Source organism: Aggregatibacter actinomycetemcomitans DSM 8324 (assembly GCF_000372365.1).
GTDB classification, from domain to species: Bacteria; Pseudomonadota; Gammaproteobacteria; order Enterobacterales; family Pasteurellaceae; genus Aggregatibacter; species Aggregatibacter actinomycetemcomitans.
In genome coordinates this window covers 62,786-81,917 of the sequence record NZ_AQUU01000005.1, presented here as the reverse complement: position 1 = coordinate 81,917, position 19,132 = coordinate 62,786, and the positions used below count along the sequence as shown (strand labels likewise).

Here is a 19,132-nt window from a genome sequence, read left to right as displayed (position 1 = left end):
TTTCCTGTTCAAGTGCGGTTTTATTTTATCTCTACTTTTTTAAATTCAATTTTTCGGCATAGTAGATAAAATATCTCATTTCACTTACGCCTTCCAAATAATATGATATTGCCGATCGTCTTCGCGGTGGGAAATGAGGAATTTAGCGAAGATGTTGTCCATTTCATCTTGTTTGTTTACCAGCCCGATCCAGACTTCTGCGTATTCTTGCGGGCCGATAAGTATGCCGATTTGTTCTTCCCAGTTGTCAGCGGTTTCCACAAATTCTACTGCGCCGTGTTCTTCAAACTGGAGGTTGAACAGCATAATATCTGCCGGGTCTAAGTTTTCCGGTGCCATTTCAAGAAAAATATCGTAGGCAATGTCGATGGCTTTATCAGGATCAAGCCGGGTTAATTCTGTCATTTTAGGTTTCCGGTAAGTTAAATTCGGCGCACATCATAACATAAGCCAGTAAGAAGTGCGGTCGAAAAAAATGATGTTTTTTCCAACTGCACTTTTGGGGCCTTCGTTCCGATAACCTTCTATCGCTTTACTAAAAATCATTGCCGGCAATGGACCGATTGGTGACAATGTGTATACCGTACACTATTAAGGGTTAATAGCAATCGTATAATGGTTCGCAACGTTTGTTGTTGCAGGCGATGATGTCTTTTTTGTCCGCATGCGGAGTTGTCAGTGAATCGTAATAGTAGAAGGGACGGAGAGTTTACTGTGAAGTTATTTTTCTACTATGCAAAGGATAATAGCCATATTTGGTGCGGTCATTTTTATATGTGTTTTTAAATAATTATAAAATGTTTAATAACTATTAAAAATGATGATGTGTGAATATAGAAAAAAGGCATGTGAATGACGCCCTCATGCGGTTTGTCTTAAAGTTTTTTTACCGATTTACGCATTACTAATTCAGGGTGAATTTCAATAGTTTTTCGTTGATCGGATTTGTGATTAATGCGTTCAAACAACAAATTTACCGCCTGTACCCCCAAACGGGATTTGGATTGGTGAATGGTGGTCAACGGCGGCGAATAAAAACGGGAGGCGTGAATATTGTCGTAGCCGATAATGGAAATGTCGTCCGGCACACATAAGCCTTTTTCGCCGATAGCAGAAATTGCCCCTAACGCCATAACGTCGTTGCAACAGAATACGGCGGTGGGTAGGGTTTCTTGACGCAGAATTTTGTTCATACATTCATAGCCGTCTTCCGGTTCAAAAAAACCTTCCATGACCCAGTTCGGGTTAATTGCCAGCCCGGCTTCCTGCATGGCGTGTACGAAGCCTTCATAGCGGGTTTTCGCTGTGGTTTTGTTCAGTTCACCGGCGATAATACCGATATTTTTATGTCCGTTTTCAATCAGATGTTTAGTCGCCAGATAGCCGCCGTCGAAACTGTTATCCTGAATAATATTCGTATGGGCATTCGGGCCCCAATCCATCACCACCATTGGAATAGAAGAAAATACCGTAAGTAAATCCTGCGGATCCTGCAAATATTCGGAACACATCACCAAAATTCCATCAACACGTTTTTTTGCCAGCATTTCCAAGTGATTTTTGATCTTTTCCGCATTATTTTGCGTATTACATAAAAACAGAGAATAGCCTTGGCGATAGCAATGTTCTTCCACCGCATGAATGATTTCGGCGAAATAAGGGGCTTCGCTGGTGGTGACGATCATGCCGATGGATTTGGTAGTGTTGACTTTTAAACTGCGCGCCACCGCACTGGGTGAATAATTCAGATCTTTTATTGCTTGCAAAACCTGTTGTTTGGTTTCAGCGGCAACAAAACGGGTTTTATTGATAACGTGGGATACTGTGGTGGTCGATACGCCTGCCATTTTTGCGACATCTTTGATGGTAGCCATAATTTTCTCCGTAAATATTTTGGCTATTATAAAGATTGAATAGGTTTTGGTTAAGGAGAATCGCGGGAAATCCGATGAAAAATTACACTTTTTTACATTTGGCTGGTTTTTTCTGTGAATTTTTTGTTAGAATGCACCGCGGGTTACTATAAACAGGAAAAATGAGGTAAAAAAATGGGTACGTTTGGTTATGCAATGATGATGGTTGTGCTTTCTCTCGGCTTAATCCTGGTGTTGGCGTTTGCGATTTTCTAATTGAAAAATAACTTGAAATCGAACCGCACTTTAATCACCTAAAGTGCGGTTTACTTTTTTGTTAAATCTTGATTGCCTCCCGCCAGTCCGTTACGGATTTTATTTTCAAAAAACGCATAGTCCACTAAAAACGCATCATGTCCGTAATCGGAGTTGAATTCGTAATAATTCAAATTGACGCCGTATTGCTCCAGTAATTGTTTACTTTTGCGTAATTCCGGCAGTTTGAACAGCTGATCGTTATCCACCGAGACCAGTGTATAACGGGCTTTGATTCGAGAAAGAGCGGTTTTTAAATCGGCATAGCCGATGCTCGAATCGTATAAATCCAACGCGCGTAATAAATGCAAATAACTGTTGGCATCGAAGCGCGCCAGAAATTTTTGTCCTTGATAGCTTAAATAGGATTCCACTTGAAAATAGTCGCCCTGCAAATGACCTTCCGCTTTGGTGGCGCGTCCGAAGGCTTTGCTGAGTTGGACATCGGTGCGATACGTGAGCATACCGAGCATACGGGCGATGGCTAAACCTTTGTCCGGGCGCTCGCCGTCATAATAATCGCCGTTATTGAAATTTGGATCGTTCATCACCGCTTGGCGCATGACGTGATTAAAACCGATGGCTTCCGCGCTCAAGGAAAGGGAAGAGCATAGATTAACCACATTGGAGACGAAATCGGGATAATCAATCGCCCATTGGGTTGCCTGCATACCGCCAAAGGAACCGCCGATAATGGCGTGTAAATGCGGAATTTCAAGAAAATCCAGCAGCGCTTTTTGCACTTTGATGATGTCTTGCACGATAACCGCGGGAAATTGGCTGCCGTAAGGGCGATTGGTTTGCGGATTAATTGAGGACGGACCGGTCGTGCCTTTGCAGCCGCCAAGTACGTTGGAACAAATAAAAAAATAGCGGGAAGTGTCCAATGCTAAGCCATCGCCCATAAAATTTTGCCACCAGCCTTCTTGGTTTGTGCTTTTATCAAAATAAGGTTCGGCGTCGCCGGTAAGCGCGTGGCAGATTAACACCGCATTGCTTTTATCCGCATTCAATTCACCATAGGTTTGATAAGCCACGTCAATTTGTTGAAGTTGACTGCCTAAAACGAGGTGTAAAGGTTGATGGGTAAAAATAGTGGTTTTTTTTATTGTCATTGCCGAGTCCGACGCAATTCTTATTGTTATGGCTAGTGGGGCATAACGTTACATCTTGCCTTATACCTTGTCAAGAAATTTTAGCCGTCTAAACATCTGGAAGTTTTGAAGTCTATAAATAAAGAGATTGGACTTGAATTCTGTGTTTTTTTTCTTTATGTTGAGCACCAGTATTTTTTGACAATAATGCTAATGAAATTGAATTTAAAAGAAAAGTTACAAGCTTATTTAACTGCGACGCAAATTAAACGGATTGGCCGTTATTTTGCCTTGTTTTTTGCGGGTTTTGCTTTGTTATTGATCGTTGTGGATCAAATTATTGGTTATTATGTGCGCAAAGATATTTATTATGACATCGACAAAGTGCCGAACCGCCCGTATGGTTTAGTGCTTGGTACCTCAAAATATTTCTCCAATAACACACTAAATCTGTTCTATTATAATCGTTTACTTGCTGCGCAACGTTTATTTGAAGCAAGAAAAGTGGACTATCTGTTGTTAAGCGGTGATAACCGCACATTGCAATACAACGAACCGCGTACCATGTTGCAGGATTTGAAGAAAATGGGTGTGCCGCAAGAGTTTATTTATCTGGATTTTGCGGGCTTTCGCACATTGGATTCGGTGATTCGTGCCGATCAGGTATTTAAAGCCCATTCCCTGACGATTATTTCGCAGAAATTTCATTGTGAACGCGCTTTATTCATCGCTAAATTCCACAATATTGACGCCATTTGTTTTGCGGCGGATTATCCGCAGGTGTATTCTTTCGTGCGTGTACGGGAATTTTTTGCCCGTTTGCAGGCTGTGTGGGATTTATTGGTAGAAAGGGAACCGCACTTTTTGGGGGCGCCGGAACCTTTGCCCCCGCCGGTGACGATTCCCGATGTTAACAGTGATATTTAATAATACTGCGGGTTAACGGCGTTGTATTGACGCTGTTTTTGTGTTTCTTCGACATGGCATCAAAGGTCAATGTCAGCAAAGATTGCGACACTTTGTCATAATCCTGCACGCTGCACAGTACTCTGTTTTCCAGTAGCTCTAACATCTCAACATGCCCGAAGGTGGCAATCACTAAGTCTTTCGGCACCTGTCCCAGTTTTTGCAACAAGACCAATAACACTCCTTCCAACAAGGTAAAAGACGTGGTGAAAATTGCTGTTGGTAACGGATTATTTTCTAACCATTGGGCAAAACATTGCGCCGCTTCGTTTTTACGGAACATATCGCCGTAAAGATATTTGGCGGAAGCCTTCCGATACCTTAATGCCGAGCGAAATCCTTCTTCCCGTTCCCGGCTTGTCGGCAAATCCGGTAACGCACCGAAGAACAAAATTCTTTTTTGATGAGGGATTTTCAACAATTCCTTCGTTAAACGATATGCATCGCCTTCGTCGTCGGTCAGGGCATTCACCACTTTCGGGGAGCTAATACGGCGATCAAAACCGATAATCGGCACGCTGGCGTTTTGGTAAAAATCTGTGTTCGGTGGCAGTGCTGAGGAAACCAACAATGCATCAACCTGACGTTGTAATAAATGTTTCACGCAATCTTGCTCATTTTCCACTTTGTCGTTAGAACAGGCGATGAGTAGTTGATAGCCTTTTTCCCGTAAACGATTTTCCAGATTATTGGCGATTTTCGCATAACTGATATTTTCAAAATCGGGAATCACTAAACCGATGGTTTTACTTTTCCCCACGCGCAGGCTTGCCGCCATGGCGTTAGGTTTAAAGTCATACTGTTTAATCAAGGCTTGGACTTTTTCGATAGTGCTATCGCTTACACGATACTGTTTGGCTTTTCCGTTCACAACGTAGCTCACCGTGGTGCAGGAAACGCCCGCAAGCTTGGCTATTTCATCTAATTTCACATTAACTCCTTAAAATGTCAGAAATAGATAGTTGATTGATTCCGAATTAACTAAATATTGGTTGTTAAAATGAGAGTATAAATCCATGCGGATTATAACACTTTAGTGTGATAAAAATTGAATAAATGTCCACAAAATTATTAAATAATAGAAGAAATTGCATAATTTGATTTATGTACAATGTATATTCATAAATAATCATTGATCACAATGAATCTTTACTAGTCGGAAAGAAAATGGGCTTTTAGAATAGACATGCTTGTTACAATAGTAAAAGGCAGAAAATTTACAGAGGTAAATAGCTAGCAGTACAAGCTGGGATGCATGTACCATAAAAGTGAACTAAAGAGAATTCTATAAAAAAAGAATAGAAAGTTTTTCACCTGAAATGTGTAAAGAATTAGAGTTTTATGTTTATCGTTTAATTGATCCAAGAAATGGTTAAACTTTTATACTGGTAAATGAAAGGATCACCGTGTTTTTTAACATGTAAACACCTCTGTTTAGTATGATAAAAAATTGATGATTACTAGGGGAAAGATGAAATTTCCCTCAACTATTTGAGAATTAGAGAAATTCATAATGCAGGTTTAAAGGTTATTCATATTATTGACCGTTATAAAATGACACATAAGATTGCTCATGAAGTTGAGGGTGCATTAATTTAGGCTTATCCAGGATTTTCAAATATTCAAAGTGGGGCGGGAATAATGAATATAGTGTAATAAATGCTTCTCATCTTGAAATAAAGTATTATAATGATGCCGCGCGCGATAAATTAACCACTTTCAGCGCGATAAATCAAATTTAATTTTATTTCACATAGTAAAATATTGTTACAAAAAGAAGTTTGTTTATTACAGAGAAATTCCTTTTTAGTCGGTTTAACTTCGGGTATTTTAAGAAAAAATCTCTGTAATTTTTACAGAATCAAAATTGATAACGCTACGCCAATTTTGCACACCGAATTTTTAAATATTAGATTTGTTGAAGACGGACGCAAAGATAGCGTAGTAAAATTTGTCTCTACCCTTGCACCATCCACTCCGCCGTTTTATTGCTTATTATCTGAATTGAATGAAGAAGAATGATTAGTAAGGCTTAGCGAAAAAACTAAACCTTTATTCTATATAAAATTATACACTAAATTATCTTCATATTGCCCTTGATAGTTGAGGTTTGTCTTAATCGTAATTCTTTGGGCGCCATCAAATGCCTGCCAGTTATTGACTTTATCTTCACACATATACTCAATAAATCGCACGAACTCGCTTTTTGTCGATGAGAAGAAGATATACGGTGGTCGTGTAATGTTAATTAAGCGTAGGAAGTCGATAAGATCGAAATAATGCGCTTGCTTATAGCTCTCTTGTTTCGTACACAAATATGGCGGGTCTAACACAAATACCGCCCTTTCGTCATTGATAAAACGCGGAAGTAACGTGTGGAATGATTCATTGGTAATCTCTATACCATCCAAATAACCATGGGCATTTGGATAATCTGATTTTCTAATACAATTCCAAAAATCTTTATGATAAAGATCACTAAGTGTTGCGACTTGCTGACCGCTAAATAATAGCCAACTGGCTAAGCAGTTTAAATCCTTATAACTATCAAATAGTTCGATTTCTTTGGATGGTTTTCAAGGCACTATAACCATATGTACAATTACTGTCAAAAATGATTTTAAGGTTATCGGCACAAGTGCACTGGTAAGTAAGTAAAACTACAATACAGAGATCTGTAAACAGATCGCTTATCAAAATTTGATAAATTGTGATAGCTAGAGGAGTATTTATTAAAACAGCGTATTTATGAACAATGTGACTAAAAAGTTATTCTACGCAAGGTTGGTTTATTTACTTAAGCCGATTTTGCAAAATATTAACTGTTGAAGATAATATGATAATGAGTTATCTAACTATATGATGATATACCAAAATGGTTTATTTTATTTTGATGTAGAAATTGAATTTGATATAGTGCGTAGATAACAAATAAAAGTTCTTTATCAAATAAAAAATTAGTATAACTATACCTTATTTCAAAATGAAGGAGGTATAGTACCATCTCAATATTTGCATGAATCTAAAGACGAAAATTATGTAAATAAAACCGCGACTTTACAATATTGTGGATTACTTATCATGTTGCCTGCTTAGATATATTAACACTCTAAAAAATGTTATTTTGGGGTGCAGATCAAAGTGCGGTCAAAAAGCACAATGGATTTTGACCGCACTTTTTCGTATTAAGGAATTAATTTCCTGCCAGCTGTTTAATTTGCGCCGTGCCTAAATGTCCCGGTACGGTTTTTTGGATATTCAAATCCGTATCAAGCAATACGCTGGAAGGGTAGCCACGCACTTTGGCACGTTTGAGGGTTTCGCCATTTTCATCTAATAATACAATGATATTTTTATAATCTAATCCTTTGTACCAGTCGATGAAATCTTGCGTTTCTTTTTCCCCTTTTTTGCCCGGTGAAACTATGGTAATTACATCGAAGTTTTTGTTCGGCTCTCCACTTAATTCGTTGATTTCCGCTAATCCGGCCAAGCAGATCGGACACCAAGATGCCCACATTTTGACATAAACCGGTTTGCCTTTGCTGGTTACCTGATCCAGTGTAACCGTGGCGTTGTTAAGATCTTTAAACTGCACATCTTTCAATGAATTTTCTCCTTCTGCGAAGCTGTTCAAGCTAACTGCCATCAGAATTAATGCGATAAATTTTTTCATAATCATGTATCCTTTTATTGTAATTTATTAGTGATGAGTAGAATCCCCATGACGATAATGAGTAAACCACCGATAATTTTAAATTTGTCTAAGTGTTTGTTTAGTGCTTTGGTGCGTTTTAGTAACTCTTGTGAGAATAAAGAGAAGAGTACAAACGGCGTTGCCAAACCTAATACATAAACCAACATCATAGAAGCACCGTATAGAGCGGAACCTTCATCGCCGGACAACGCCAGAACAGATGCTAAAATCGGTCCAATACAAGGTGTCCAGCCAAGGCTGAAGGTAAGCCCTAGGAAAAAGGCTTCAAAAGAGGCACTTTTGCCTTCAGTTTTTACTTCAACTACTTTGGTTCTTTCCAGGAAATTCAATTTGATAATACCTAATTGATGGATTCCCAGAATAATCACGATAATGCCGGCAATAATGCGCACGTTATCGTTAAAGAATAAATTGCCTAAAAATCCGAAGCTGAAGCCTAGGCTGACGAAGGTTAAAGATAAACCTGCAATGAACAAAAAGGTGTTCATAATTTTTCTACCGCCTTTCGCCAAGATGCCGAAATAAATCGGGATAATGGGGAAAATGCAAGGCGACAAAAAGGAGGCTAAACCCGCTAAGAATACGGTGCCGATTAATAATTGTTGATCAAACATTCTTTACTCCTTTACAGCATTGGTTAGATAACCATAGTTTTCTTTTACCATGTCTTCTAACGGAATAAATTTAACTGCGGCACTATTAATGCAATAGCGCAAACCGCCTTTGTCTTTTGGACCGTCATCAAAAACATGTCCTAAATGAGCTTTACCACTGCGGCTTATTACTTCCGTTCTGAGCATGTTGAAACTGTGATCGTCCTGATAGGTGACGACCTCTTTTGTAATCGGTTTGGTGAAACTTGGCCAGCCACAACCGGATTCAAATTTATCTTTAGAAGAGAAAAGTGGTTCACCGGTGGTGACATCCACATAAATACCCGGTTTAAAGTTATCCCAGTATTCGTTGCTGAAAGAATGCTCGGTATTTTTGTTTTGCGTGACGCTATATTGCAGCGGGGTCAATTTAGCTTTCAGTTCCGCATCGCTCGGTTTCGGATAATCTTTTTCGTCAATAATAACATAATTGGCCTGTTCCAAATCAATATGGCAATAGCCGTTTGGGTTTTTCTTCAAATAATCCTGATGGTATTCTTCTGCTACGATATAGTTATGTAGCGGTTCCACTTCAATCTGAATTTTATTTTTATACTTTCCTTGCAAAGCAGTAATTTCTTTTTCAATTATAGACTTATCAGCAGTATCTTGATAATAAATACCGGTACGATATTGTCTACCGCGATCATTACCTTGTTTGTTCACGCTGGTCGGATCAATAACTTGGAAATAGTATTTTAACAATTTATCCAAGGAAACTTTATTGCGGTCATAAGTTACTTTGACCGTTTCTGCATGATCGGTAATGCCGATCTTTTGGTAATTGGTTTTGTCACTTTTACCATTAGCGTATCCTGAAATCGCATCTTCCACGCCGTAAATGCGCTCCATATAAGCCTCTATGCCCCAGAAGCAGCCACCAGCCAAATAAATTTCGTGAAGATCTTTTTTAGCTTCGGACATATTGCTTTTCTCCATAGTTTGTTGAACGTTACTTTCTGCCATAACGGTTGTCGGGATTGCTGCACAAGATAAAATTGCGGCTAACGCCACAACTAATTTTGATTTTTTCATAATAACTCCTTCATAATTTAGCATAATGAAAATGGTACCTTTTCATATACGTTAGACGGAGTAGGGCGCAAATGCTTACAGATTATTTTTATTATTTTTCGGTTAACCTAAAAATTATTATTGTAAATAATAGGTTATGCTAAAAATAAATTTTATCAAGTTACGTTCCAAGCTATACTATGTTCCTTTTTGATTTATTGCGGGAATAGGACCGTATGAAAAAAATAGAACAACTTTTTGCCAATAATTACAGCTGGGCAACTCGTATGAAAGAGGAAAATTCCACCTATTTTCAGGAATTGGCGGAGCACCAGCAGCCCCATTATTTGTGGATCGGTTGTTCGGACAGTCGTGTGCCTGCGGAGAAATTAACCAACCTGGAACCGGGAGAATTATTTGTGCATCGTAATGTTGCAAATCAGGTGATTCACACCGATTTAAACTGCCTTTCCGTAGTGCAATATGCGGTGGATGTGTTGAATATTGAGCATATTATCATCTGCGGACATACGAATTGCGGCGGTATTCATGCGGCAACGAACGATCAGGATTTAGGGTTGATAAATAACTGGTTGTTACATATTCGCGATATTTGGTTTAAGCACAGTCACTTGCTTGGTAATCTTTCCCCGGAGCGCCGTGCCGATATGCTGACAAAATTAAACGTTGCGGAACAGGTATATAACCTGGGACGTTCGTCTATTGTGAAAAATGCCTGGAAGAATGGGAAAAAATTGTCGTTGCACGGTTGGGTATATGATGTAAAAGACGGCTTTTTAATCGACCAGGGCGTGATGGCGACCAGTCGTGAAAGCCTGGAAATTTCTTATCGCAATGCTATTTCCCGTTTGTTGAAATTAAATGAAGAAGAAATGTTGAAAAAGGCGCACGAGCTGGATGCGGAATAATCGCTGTTTAGCGTAATCTTATACAGAAAAGGGCGGGTATAGCCCGCCTTTTTTAAAAGCAACCGCACTTTTGGTGGGTTATCTTAGGATTAGTTTAAATAATTGAACACCTTAATCACTTTCGCTACTCCCGCCACGTTACGCGCGATTTTTGCGGCGGCGTTGGCTTGATCCTGAGTAACGTTACCCATCAGGAATACTTCGTTATTTTCGGTGACGACTTTGATGTCGCTGGTTTTTACTTTGGAATCAATCAACATCTTGGATTTGATTTGGCTGGTGATCCAACTGTCTTTGCTGATTTGAGCGAAATTCACTTTGGGGCCGACGCGCACTTCGTTGTACACATCATTGACGTTTGGTACGCCTTTCGCCAAACTGGTGGCGACTTCGCGCAAACTTTCGTTTGGAACCTGACCGGTCAATAACACACGACCGCTGTAAGAGGTGACGCTGATACGCGCTTCGGATTTAAGTTGTTGGTCTTTTCTGATTGCCGAATCCACGCGGGTTTCAAGGGTTTCGTCATCAATTTGTGTACCGACGGTTCTTGGGTCGGTTGCCACTTTGGTTGCTCCGGCAACTGCGGCGCCTCCGATGGCGGCAGCAACGCAACCTTGTAATAACATTGCGCTACCGAAAATTAATACCAGTTTTTTTAATGGACTTGTTAACATGGTCATCTCCTTTATGTGTAACAACCGGGCGCTAGTGTGGCGTGAAACGTCCGATTTTGTCAAGTTACGAATGTGAAAATAATTGAAAATCAATGAGTTCACACATACTGTTAATAATGAATAAATGGTTCTCCAGTATGCGACTTTCCTTACTGCTCGGTACGGCGATTTGTAAATCTTTGTCTGTCAAAATTCCCTGAATATGATCGTTACTGTTACCCGTTAAGACAATCACATTAATCTCTTTGTTCACGGCATGTGTAATTGTATTGAGCACATTTTTTTCATTTCCTAAAGGTGCGAATGCCACCAAAATATCGCCGGACCGCGCGATGGCGCTGAATTGGTGTTGATACAGTTTTTCCAGCGTATTGTCGGAAACGAAAGTGGAACCGACCGCACTATCCAGGCTCAATAACACGGAAGGAAAACTCGGACGTTTTAGATCATAACGGTTAAGCAAATTCGCCACCAGACATTGCGCATTAATGTAAGAACGACCGTCACCGCAGACAATGACTTTATTACCACGCAACAGGCAGGCAATCAGGTGTTGCGTCGCTTCGACGATTTGTGCGCTGAGCAGGCTTTTTGAATAAATATGAGTTTTAATATTTTCCTCATATAAATCATTGAGTTTGTTTTGCATAGTGAAAGAATATTAATCAAGAAAGTTGGAGATCCATTGAATGTCTTGATCGGTTTTACCAAACGCGACCAAATCGAAACGGCAATCGGTGTCTTCTAAACTTTGTTCCCGTTGTGCCAGCCAAAGTGCTGCCGCATTCAGCCAGCGTTGTTGCTTTTGCCAATCTACGCTTTCCACGGCAGAGCCAAAATGATCATTTTTACGTTGGCGCACTTCCACAAATACGATGGTATTTTGTTCCAACATAATTAAATCCAGTTCGCCGCACTTGAAATTTTGGTTGGCGGCGAGAAATTTCATGCCTTTAGATTCTAAAAAGAGGCGAGCTTTTTGTTCAAATCTCGCCCCTTGTTGACGTTTTGGTGATAACATCGGTTCCACTTAATTCAATACCTGAATACCGCCGTTTTGGTATTGGAACCAGGTCATATCACGTTCGATATTGCAATTCGGACCGGCGCTTAATTTACCGGTTAAACCGTCAATGTTATAGCCCGGCACTTGGCGAAGTTCATTGAAGTGGTTGATTAATAACCAGGAATCAGCACCCATCGCATATAAACGCATTAAGGAATAATCGTTATTGGTTTCGGTCGCCACTTTTTGATATTGCGCGGAATCCGTATCTTTAAAGAATGGAATATCGCTGAATTGCAGTCCGTTCATCAATAAACGGTATTCCGGACCGTTATTGGAAGAGTTGCTGCGTGAGCTGGCGTACAATTTAATGTTGTTGCCGCTGTTATCAATCACGCTTTTCAAGTCGGATAATTCTTCACTTTTCGCAACGATATAAAGCCCTTGTACGCTTTGTCCTTGGAGCGCAACGCCGACATCACCGGCTTGGTTGTAATATTTGATATTTGCATCGGTGCCGGCTAATTGTTGCCAACGCACATTAAATGCGGTTGCGGTGCGTTGTCCTAAATCATTTTGCGGCACCGCGACCATCGGTTCGCGAATGCCGTCACGCCACATTTTGTTGGCGGCGGATTCCGCTTCGTCTTCAGGCGATAAACCATAGTAACAAACCTGACCGATAGCGCGGGCATTCGGGGTAGAATTCAATGCAAGCACATCTAAACCCTGAATAGCGGACGGATTGTTCAAAATAACATCTACGTTTTGTTTCAATAACGGACCGATAAGGGCGCGTACGCCTGCTTGTCTGGCTTGTTCGATGATTTCGTTCATCGGGGTGGCTACGGTGTCGTACACCTGCACCTGAATGGTGGTATCTTCGCCTTTTGCCGCATCAAAACCGGATTTGATGGTATTGCCCAAAACCTGACCGTTACCGCTTAACGGTAAAAGCAAACCGATTTGTGAAAGGGCAGTTTGTTGGAAGTTAAATAAACCTTGTAACTCGGTTGGGAATAAATAGGCGGCGGAGTGGTTCGGATAGGATGACTTCCAGCTTTGTAATGCCTGACTTAATTGAGTCGCTTGATTTAAGTTATCGTTATAGGCGCGGGCTAGTGCCAACCAACCGGCTAACGCCAAATTGCCTTCATCGGACGTATTGTGGATTAAACCACGATTAGTACGACGTAATAACGCCCAAGTGCGGTCATTATTTTCCTGTTTTCTTTGTATGTCGCTCAACACATGATCCATTTCAATGCGCGCTTTCACCGCATCAATAATGGCATTTTGGTTTTCTGCAACACGGGCTTTCACTGCGTAATAACGCCCGACCTGAGAGGAGCTTAATTGGGTTAAATCAATGCCTTTGAGTAAGTTTTCCGCTTCGTTATTTTGACCTTTCACTGCCGCAATATCGGCATCAATCAACGTTTTATCCAATAATTGTTCCGGATTTAACTCGGTCAATTCATTTAATAAAGATTGCGCTTGCGCCACTTTATTTTCGGTAACTAAAACGCGTGCAGCTAAAAGTTTATAGGTTTGCTGATCTTCAATATCTTGTGTTTGTCCGATTTTGTTCATGTAAAATTCGGAGCTCGCATTCGCATCTTTTTTTAGCTCGCCGGTGAAGCTGCTGCCGAAGAAATTCGTCGTACAACCGGCTAAAAAGAGCGTAAATAAAAAGGGCATTAATCGATTTTTTAAATTAATGCGTTGTAGTTGTAATAGAATAGGCATAATTACTCCATTGGTTTAAATAATCGGAGCGATCTTACTTATCTCACCAACTAAAAGCAAATAAAAGAAGCACGAAATGAGCAATTCAAAAGGAATTTTATACATCGTCGCCACCCCTATCGGCAATTTGCAGGACATCACCCAACGGGCGTTAGACACCTTCCAAAAGGTGGATTTAATTGCGGCGGAAGACACCCGTCACAGCGGATTATTATTAAGCCATTATGGCATTAAAAGGCCATTTTTTGCCTTACATGATCATAACGAACAACAAAAAGCGGGTGCCCTGGTGGAAAAGTTGTCACAAGGCATCAACATCGCGTTAATTTCCGACGCGGGGACACCGCTTATCAGCGATCCTGGATTTCACTTAGTGCGTCAATGTCGTCAGGCGGACATTCAGGTTGTGCCGCTGCCCGGCGCTTGCGCGGCAATTACCGCTTTATGCGCTTCCGGCATTGCTTCCGATCGTTTTTGCTTTGAAGGTTTTTTACCGGCGAAAAGTAAAGCCCGTTTGGACAAACTGAAAAACGTCGCCGAAGAAGACCGCACTTTAATCTTCTACGAATCCACCCACCGCATTTTAGACAGCCTTACGGATATGCAAACGGTGTTCGGTGGCGAGCGTTATGTGGTTTTAGCGCGCGAAATTACCAAAACCTGGGAAACCATTCATGGCGATCATTTGGCGGATTTGCTGGCTTGGCTGCAAGAAGAACCCAATCGTACCAAAGGCGAAATGGTGGTAATTGTCGAAGGCAAAACTAAAGAAGAAAACGCCGAAGAAATCTCACCGCAAGCCATCAAAGCCCTTGAACTCATCAGTCGCGAATTGCCGTTAAAAAAAGCCGCCGCCATTGTGGCGGAGCTTTACGGCTATAAGAAAAATCAGTTGTATCAGTTCGGATTGGAGTTTTTGAGTTAAAAGTGCGGTGGTTTTCCTCAGTGTTTCTTATTCTCCCTAGGCGTGTTTAGTCAATACGTTGGCATGCTATTCTCTCCCAAATTTTTCATTAAACTGAAAACTAAATCCACTATCTGAATTGTGCATAGTGTTAAGCGTGATCATGATCACAATATTCGAAAATTGTCCGCGTCTTTGTTTCCTTTGATTTCGTTTGCTATGATAAAATGAGCATAAACGAACATTTAGATTTAAAAATGAACAGATTTATATCAAATTCGAGGTGGAAAATGCAAAGAAATATTGAACTTGAGAAAGTAACGAGTACGGATAAATGGGATTTTATTGTCATCGGTGGTGGCGCCAGCGGTTTAGGGATTGCTTTAGATGCCGCATCTCGTGGCTATAAAACCTTGTTGTTGGAAGGTTATGACTTTGCAAAAGGGACTTCAAGCCGTAGTACCAAATTAGTTCACGGCGGCGTGCGTTATTTGGCGGCCGGCGATGTGGCGTTAGTGAAAGAGGCGTTGCGTGAACGTGGTCGTTTAGCAAAAAACGCGTCCCACCTGTTCAAAAATCAGAATTTTATTATTCCTAACTATAATTTTATCGACAGCGTGAAATACCGTGTCGGGTTGGGGTTGTATGATTATTTGTCCGGCGATTTAAGTTTGGGTAAAACCATCGCGATTAATAAAGACACCACGATGCAGCGTTTACCAACCTTAAACGGAACGGACTTGAAAAACGGCGTGGTATATAAAGACGGTCAGTTTGACGATTCCCGCTTGGCGATAAATATCGCGCAAACCGTGGTTGAACAAGGCGGTACCGTGCTTAATTATGCGAAAGTGACTGAGTTGTTAAAGGACGGGCAAGGTAAAATCAACGGCGTTAAATTTACCGATGAATTAAACGGCGAACAATATAGCGTGCATGGTACGGCAGTGATTAACGCCACCGGTGTATTCATGAATGAGGTGTTATCCATGGATCACGGTACCGATAAAAAATTCGTGGTGCCAAGCCAAGGGGTGCATTTGGTGTTGGATAAATCCTTCTTACCGAGCGATGACGCGTTAATGATTCCGAAAACTTCCGACGGTCGTGTTTTATTCGCGGTGCCATGGCATGAAAGATTGGTAGTAGGAACAACGGATACGCTGGTGAAAGAACCGTCTTACGAACCTGTTGCGTTGGAACAGGAAATTCAATTTATTTTGGATACGGCAGGTCAATACCTCACCAAGAAACCGACCCGTGATGATGTGTTGAGTATTTTTGCCGGTTTACGTCCGTTAGCGGCGCCGGAAAAAGCCGGTCAAAGCACGAAAGAAGTATCCCGTAGCCACAAAGTTGTGGTCAGCGATAGCGGTTTGGTTACTATTACCGGCGGTAAATGGACGACCTATCGTCAAATGTCGGAAGATACGGTGGATGAAGCTTTGAAAGTGCATCCGCAATTAGCGAAAAAAGCCTGTGTCACCACGAAGTTAGCGATTCACGGTAAAATTCCGGCGGAACAGGTAGATTTGAAAAATCACTTATACATTTACGGTGCCGACATCCCGGCAATTAAAGCCTTGGAAGCGGAAAATCCGGCAATGACAGAAAAAATTCATCCGCGTCATCCGAATACCATTGCCGAAGTGGTTTGGGCGGCACGTCAGGAAATGGCGCAATCTGTGGAAGATGTCCTTGCCCGCCGTGTGCGTTTGTTGTTCCTTGATGCCCGTGCGGCGATGGACAGTGCTGCGAAAGTGGCAAATATTCTGGCGAAAGAATTAGGCAAAGATGCGCAATGGGAAAAAGAACAAACAGAAAAATTCTTAAACATTGCGAAACACTGTTTGCTTGTGGATTATATGCCGCAAGTCTAGTCAAGAATATTCAATGAGCTCTTAAAGGCAATTTTATGTTGCCTTTTTTTGTATTTACATAACGGTAACGAAGTATTTTCCTTTTTTACAAATCAACCCTAAGCAAAAATAATAAATTGGTGTTAAAATATTGTTAATTAAATTTTGCAATTTTTTTATTTAGTTTAGAGGTAGTTATGAAAAACATCGTTATTGTCGGTGGTGGCGCCGGCGGGTTAGAACTTGCCACCCACTTAGGCAACAAACTTGGACGCAAAAAACGCGCCAATGTCACTTTAATTGATCGCAACCAAACCCATTTATGGAAACCGTTATTGCATGAATTGGCAACAGGCGCATTAGATGACGGCGTAGAAGCTTTGAGTTATCGTGCCCATGCCTGCAATCATCATTTCAATTTTGAGCAAGGCTCCATGGTTGGCTTAAATCGTCAGCATAAATATGTAGAACTTGCCCCGGTTTACGGTGAAGACGGCGATATGATCGTGGTTTCCCGTCGCATTCCTTATGATTATTTAGTCATTGCCATCGGCAGTAAATCCAACGATTTCAATACTAAAGGTGTGGCAGAAAACTGTATTTTCTTAGATAACCCGTCACAAGCCATGCGCTTCCAACACAAAATGTTGGAGCTGTTCCTTAAATTCCGTGAAAATCAAGCCCTGGACGATATTGGTGAGGAAGAGAGTAAACAACAATTAGTAGAAGACGGGCATATTAATATTGCCATTGTTGGCGCGGGTGCAACGGGCGTGGAGCTTTCCGCCGAACTTTATAATGCGGCAGAGCATTTGTCTTCTTATGGATACGGTCAAATTGACAGTAGCCGTTTAAAAGTCACCTTGGTAGAAGCCGGTCCGCGTATTCTGCCAGCCTTGCCGGAGCGTATTTCTAATGATGCCACGGAAGAATTACGTAAACTCGGCGTGGATGTAAAGACTAATACGATGATTGTTGAAGCTAAGAAAAAACAATTGGTGACAAAAGATGGTCAGTTAATTCCTGCAGATTTAATCGTGTGGTCGGCAGGCATTCGCACGTCAGCTATTACAAAAAATTTCGATGGTTTGGAAATTAACCGCATCAATCAACTCGTTGTGAAGAAGACATTACAAACTACAAACGATAGTACGATTTTTGCTATGGGGGACTGTTGTTTCTTGATGCAAGACGATGGAAAACCGGTTCCGCCTAAGGCGCAGGCAGCCCATCAAATGGCAAGTTTATGTGCGAAAAATATGGTTGCTTTATTTGATAATAAGCCGTTAAAAGACTTTGAATATAATGATAAAGGATCGTTGGTTTCCTTATCGGAATTCACCGCTTTTGGTGCCTTAAGCGGTAAAATCACGGGTGGTTCTTCGATGACCATTGAAGGGAAAATCGCGCAATGGGTATATGTTTCGCTTTATCGTATGCACCAGGCGGCGCTACACGGTTGTTTTAAAACCGGTTTGATTATTGTGGTAGGGCATTTGAATCGTTTCCTACGCCCATCATTAAAGTTGCATTAATAAAAAATGTTGTTTTTTATGACCGCACTTTATTTGTAACTGCACTTTAAATGAAAAAAGCACCTTAGAGGTGCTTTTTTGTTTCTTATGAGATTTATGAGATTAAAGTGCGGCCACAATTTTATCTATTTCTGCTTTCGCTTGCGCTTGTGCTTTTTCAACCGCTTCAGGACCAAAACCAATGCCTTCTGCATACACGAATTGCACATCGGTAATACCCACGAAACCTAAAATCATTTTTAAGTATGCCGTGACGATATCGGAAGATTGATTTTGGTGGAACCCGCCGAATACAGCTAATACCACGGCTTTTTTGCCTGTTAATAATCCTTCAGGGCCTTCCTCCGTATATTGAAATGTTACGCGAGGGCGTGCAATGAAATCAAAATAGCTTTTTAATTGGGTAGGGATATTAAAATTATACATCGGTGCATTGATGATAATGGTGTTTGCGTTTTTAATTTCGGCGACTAATTCATCAGATAACGCCAATAATGCGTTTTCTTCCGCTGTCGTCGGTTGACCGCGTAGGGCGGTTGTGGCAGTGGCACCAAAGTGGGGAAGTTGATTTACTGCAAGATCGCGCACGGCGATATTTTTGCCTGTAAGCTTGCTTTCCAAATAATCAGATAATTGATTGGTTTGTGAACTGTCTGCCAGAATACTGGATTTTAATACAAGAACGTTGTTCATTTTGTTCCTTCCTAAATGAATGAGTGAAAAGTGCGGTCATTTTAACGAATGTTTTTTTTAAATAAAGGCTTTTCTTTTGAAAAGCACTATTAACGATGGGTTAATAATCCGATTTATTTGAGAGATAAAGTAGCTTTAAGGAAAGGCTTCTCCTATAATCTGGTCTC

18 protein-coding genes and 1 pseudogene are annotated in these 19,132 nt (G+C 40.9%); 6 read left to right on the top strand and 13 right to left on the bottom strand.

What is annotated here, in order from left to right; all coding sequences use genetic code 11:
- Positions 1 to 84: 84 nt before the first annotated feature.
- From A3CS_RS0103955 to metX, 3 genes are all read right to left on the bottom strand, one after another.
- On the bottom strand, positions 85 to 405 hold the full coding sequence (locus A3CS_RS0103955) for an HI1450 family dsDNA-mimic protein (RefSeq protein WP_005546474.1): 321 nt from the start codon (positions 403 to 405) through the stop codon (positions 85 to 87).
- Positions 406 to 875: 470 nt separating this feature from the next.
- Positions 876 to 1,874: an HTH-type transcriptional repressor PurR gene (gene purR, locus A3CS_RS0103950; protein ID WP_005567221.1), complete on the bottom strand. Its 999-nt coding sequence runs from the start codon at positions 1,872 to 1,874 to the stop codon at positions 876 to 878.
- 305 nt (positions 1,875 to 2,179) lie between these two features.
- Positions 2,180 to 3,283, bottom strand: coding sequence for a homoserine O-acetyltransferase MetX (gene metX / locus A3CS_RS0103940; protein ID WP_005546469.1), 1,104 nt, complete (start codon positions 3,281 to 3,283; stop codon positions 2,180 to 2,182).
- A gap of 192 nt (positions 3,284 to 3,475) precedes the next feature.
- On the opposite strand from metX, the gene A3CS_RS0103935 reads away from it, so the two are divergent.
- A complete protein-coding gene (locus A3CS_RS0103935; RefSeq protein WP_005542400.1) occupies positions 3,476 to 4,189 on the top strand; it encodes a SanA/YdcF family protein in 714 nt (237 codons plus the stop codon).
- Here the strand turns inward: A3CS_RS0103935 and cra are convergent.
- Positions 4,173 to 5,159 (bottom strand): catabolite repressor/activator, encoded by a 987-nt coding sequence (cra, locus tag A3CS_RS0103930; protein WP_005546465.1) that lies wholly within the window; start codon positions 5,157 to 5,159, stop codon positions 4,173 to 4,175. The genes A3CS_RS0103935 and cra overlap by 17 nt on opposite strands.
- Positions 5,160 to 5,992: 833 nt before the next feature.
- On the opposite strand from cra, the gene A3CS_RS1000000112220 reads away from it, so the two are divergent.
- Positions 5,993 to 6,250: a hypothetical protein gene (locus tag A3CS_RS1000000112220; protein ID WP_005575249.1), complete on the top strand. Its 258-nt coding sequence runs from the start codon at positions 5,993 to 5,995 to the stop codon at positions 6,248 to 6,250.
- Positions 6,251 to 6,285: 35 nt separating this feature from the next.
- Here the strand turns inward: A3CS_RS1000000112220 and A3CS_RS1000000112215 are convergent.
- The 4 genes and pseudogenes from A3CS_RS1000000112215 to msrB form a co-directional block, all read right to left on the bottom strand.
- Positions 6,286 to 6,795: pseudogene (locus A3CS_RS1000000112215) on the bottom strand (hypothetical protein); the annotation flags it as partial.
- Positions 6,796 to 7,421: 626 nt separating this feature from the next.
- The gene (locus A3CS_RS0103915) at positions 7,422 to 7,904 is read right to left on the bottom strand and encodes a redoxin family protein (protein ID WP_005546459.1); all 483 of its coding nucleotides are present in this window, start codon (positions 7,902 to 7,904) and stop codon (positions 7,422 to 7,424) included.
- Positions 7,905 to 7,918: 14 nt separating this feature from the next.
- Positions 7,919 to 8,560, bottom strand: a complete 642-nt coding sequence (locus A3CS_RS0103910) for a cytochrome c biogenesis protein CcdA (RefSeq protein ID WP_005546457.1) — start codon at positions 8,558 to 8,560, stop codon at positions 7,919 to 7,921.
- 3 nt (positions 8,561 to 8,563) lie between these two features.
- Positions 8,564 to 9,634: a peptide-methionine (R)-S-oxide reductase MsrB gene (gene msrB / locus A3CS_RS0103905; RefSeq protein WP_005546455.1), complete on the bottom strand. Its 1,071-nt coding sequence runs from the start codon at positions 9,632 to 9,634 to the stop codon at positions 8,564 to 8,566.
- A 215-nt stretch (positions 9,635 to 9,849) separates the two neighbouring features.
- Here msrB and can point away from each other — a divergent pair, with 215 nt between their 5' ends.
- Complete coding sequence (gene can, locus A3CS_RS0103900; RefSeq protein ID WP_005546453.1) at positions 9,850 to 10,542, top strand: carbonate dehydratase; 693 nt, start codon at positions 9,850 to 9,852, stop codon at positions 10,540 to 10,542.
- 89 nt (positions 10,543 to 10,631) lie between these two features.
- On the opposite strand, the gene dolP is transcribed toward can, so the two are convergent.
- The 4 genes from dolP to A3CS_RS0103880 all read right to left on the bottom strand — a co-directional run bounded on the left by dolP (position 10,632) and on the right by A3CS_RS0103880 (position 13,974).
- Positions 10,632 to 11,219, bottom strand: coding sequence for a division/outer membrane stress-associated lipid-binding lipoprotein (gene dolP, locus A3CS_RS0103895; RefSeq protein WP_005546451.1), 588 nt, complete (start codon positions 11,217 to 11,219; stop codon positions 10,632 to 10,634).
- A gap of 64 nt (positions 11,220 to 11,283) precedes the next feature.
- Positions 11,284 to 11,868: a D-sedoheptulose-7-phosphate isomerase gene (locus tag A3CS_RS0103890; protein ID WP_005546449.1), complete on the bottom strand. Its 585-nt coding sequence runs from the start codon at positions 11,866 to 11,868 to the stop codon at positions 11,284 to 11,286.
- A 12-nt stretch (positions 11,869 to 11,880) separates the two neighbouring features.
- Positions 11,881 to 12,240: a YraN family protein gene (locus A3CS_RS0103885; protein WP_005540160.1), complete on the bottom strand. Its 360-nt coding sequence runs from the start codon at positions 12,238 to 12,240 to the stop codon at positions 11,881 to 11,883.
- Between the two features lie 9 nt (positions 12,241 to 12,249).
- The gene (locus A3CS_RS0103880; RefSeq protein ID WP_005546444.1) at positions 12,250 to 13,974 is read right to left on the bottom strand and encodes a penicillin-binding protein activator; all 1,725 of its coding nucleotides are present in this window, start codon (positions 13,972 to 13,974) and stop codon (positions 12,250 to 12,252) included.
- Between the two features lie 76 nt (positions 13,975 to 14,050).
- Here A3CS_RS0103880 and rsmI point away from each other — a divergent pair, with 76 nt between their 5' ends.
- The 3 genes from rsmI (at position 14,051) to A3CS_RS0103865 (ending at position 18,272) form a co-directional block, all read left to right on the top strand.
- Positions 14,051 to 14,899, top strand: coding sequence for a 16S rRNA (cytidine(1402)-2'-O)-methyltransferase (rsmI, locus tag A3CS_RS0103875; protein ID WP_005546443.1), 849 nt, complete (start codon positions 14,051 to 14,053; stop codon positions 14,897 to 14,899).
- A gap of 269 nt (positions 14,900 to 15,168) precedes the next feature.
- On the top strand, positions 15,169 to 16,758 hold the full coding sequence (locus tag A3CS_RS0103870) for a glycerol-3-phosphate dehydrogenase/oxidase (protein WP_005546440.1): 1,590 nt from the start codon (positions 15,169 to 15,171) through the stop codon (positions 16,756 to 16,758).
- A 176-nt stretch (positions 16,759 to 16,934) separates the two neighbouring features.
- Complete coding sequence (locus tag A3CS_RS0103865; RefSeq protein ID WP_005546438.1) at positions 16,935 to 18,272, top strand: NAD(P)/FAD-dependent oxidoreductase; 1,338 nt, start codon at positions 16,935 to 16,937, stop codon at positions 18,270 to 18,272.
- Between the two features lie 102 nt (positions 18,273 to 18,374).
- Here the strand turns inward: A3CS_RS0103865 and A3CS_RS0103860 are convergent, their stop codons facing one another.
- Positions 18,375 to 18,965, bottom strand: a complete 591-nt coding sequence (locus tag A3CS_RS0103860) for an NAD(P)H-dependent oxidoreductase (RefSeq protein ID WP_005546436.1) — start codon at positions 18,963 to 18,965, stop codon at positions 18,375 to 18,377.
- Positions 18,966 to 19,132 lie beyond the last annotated feature (167 nt).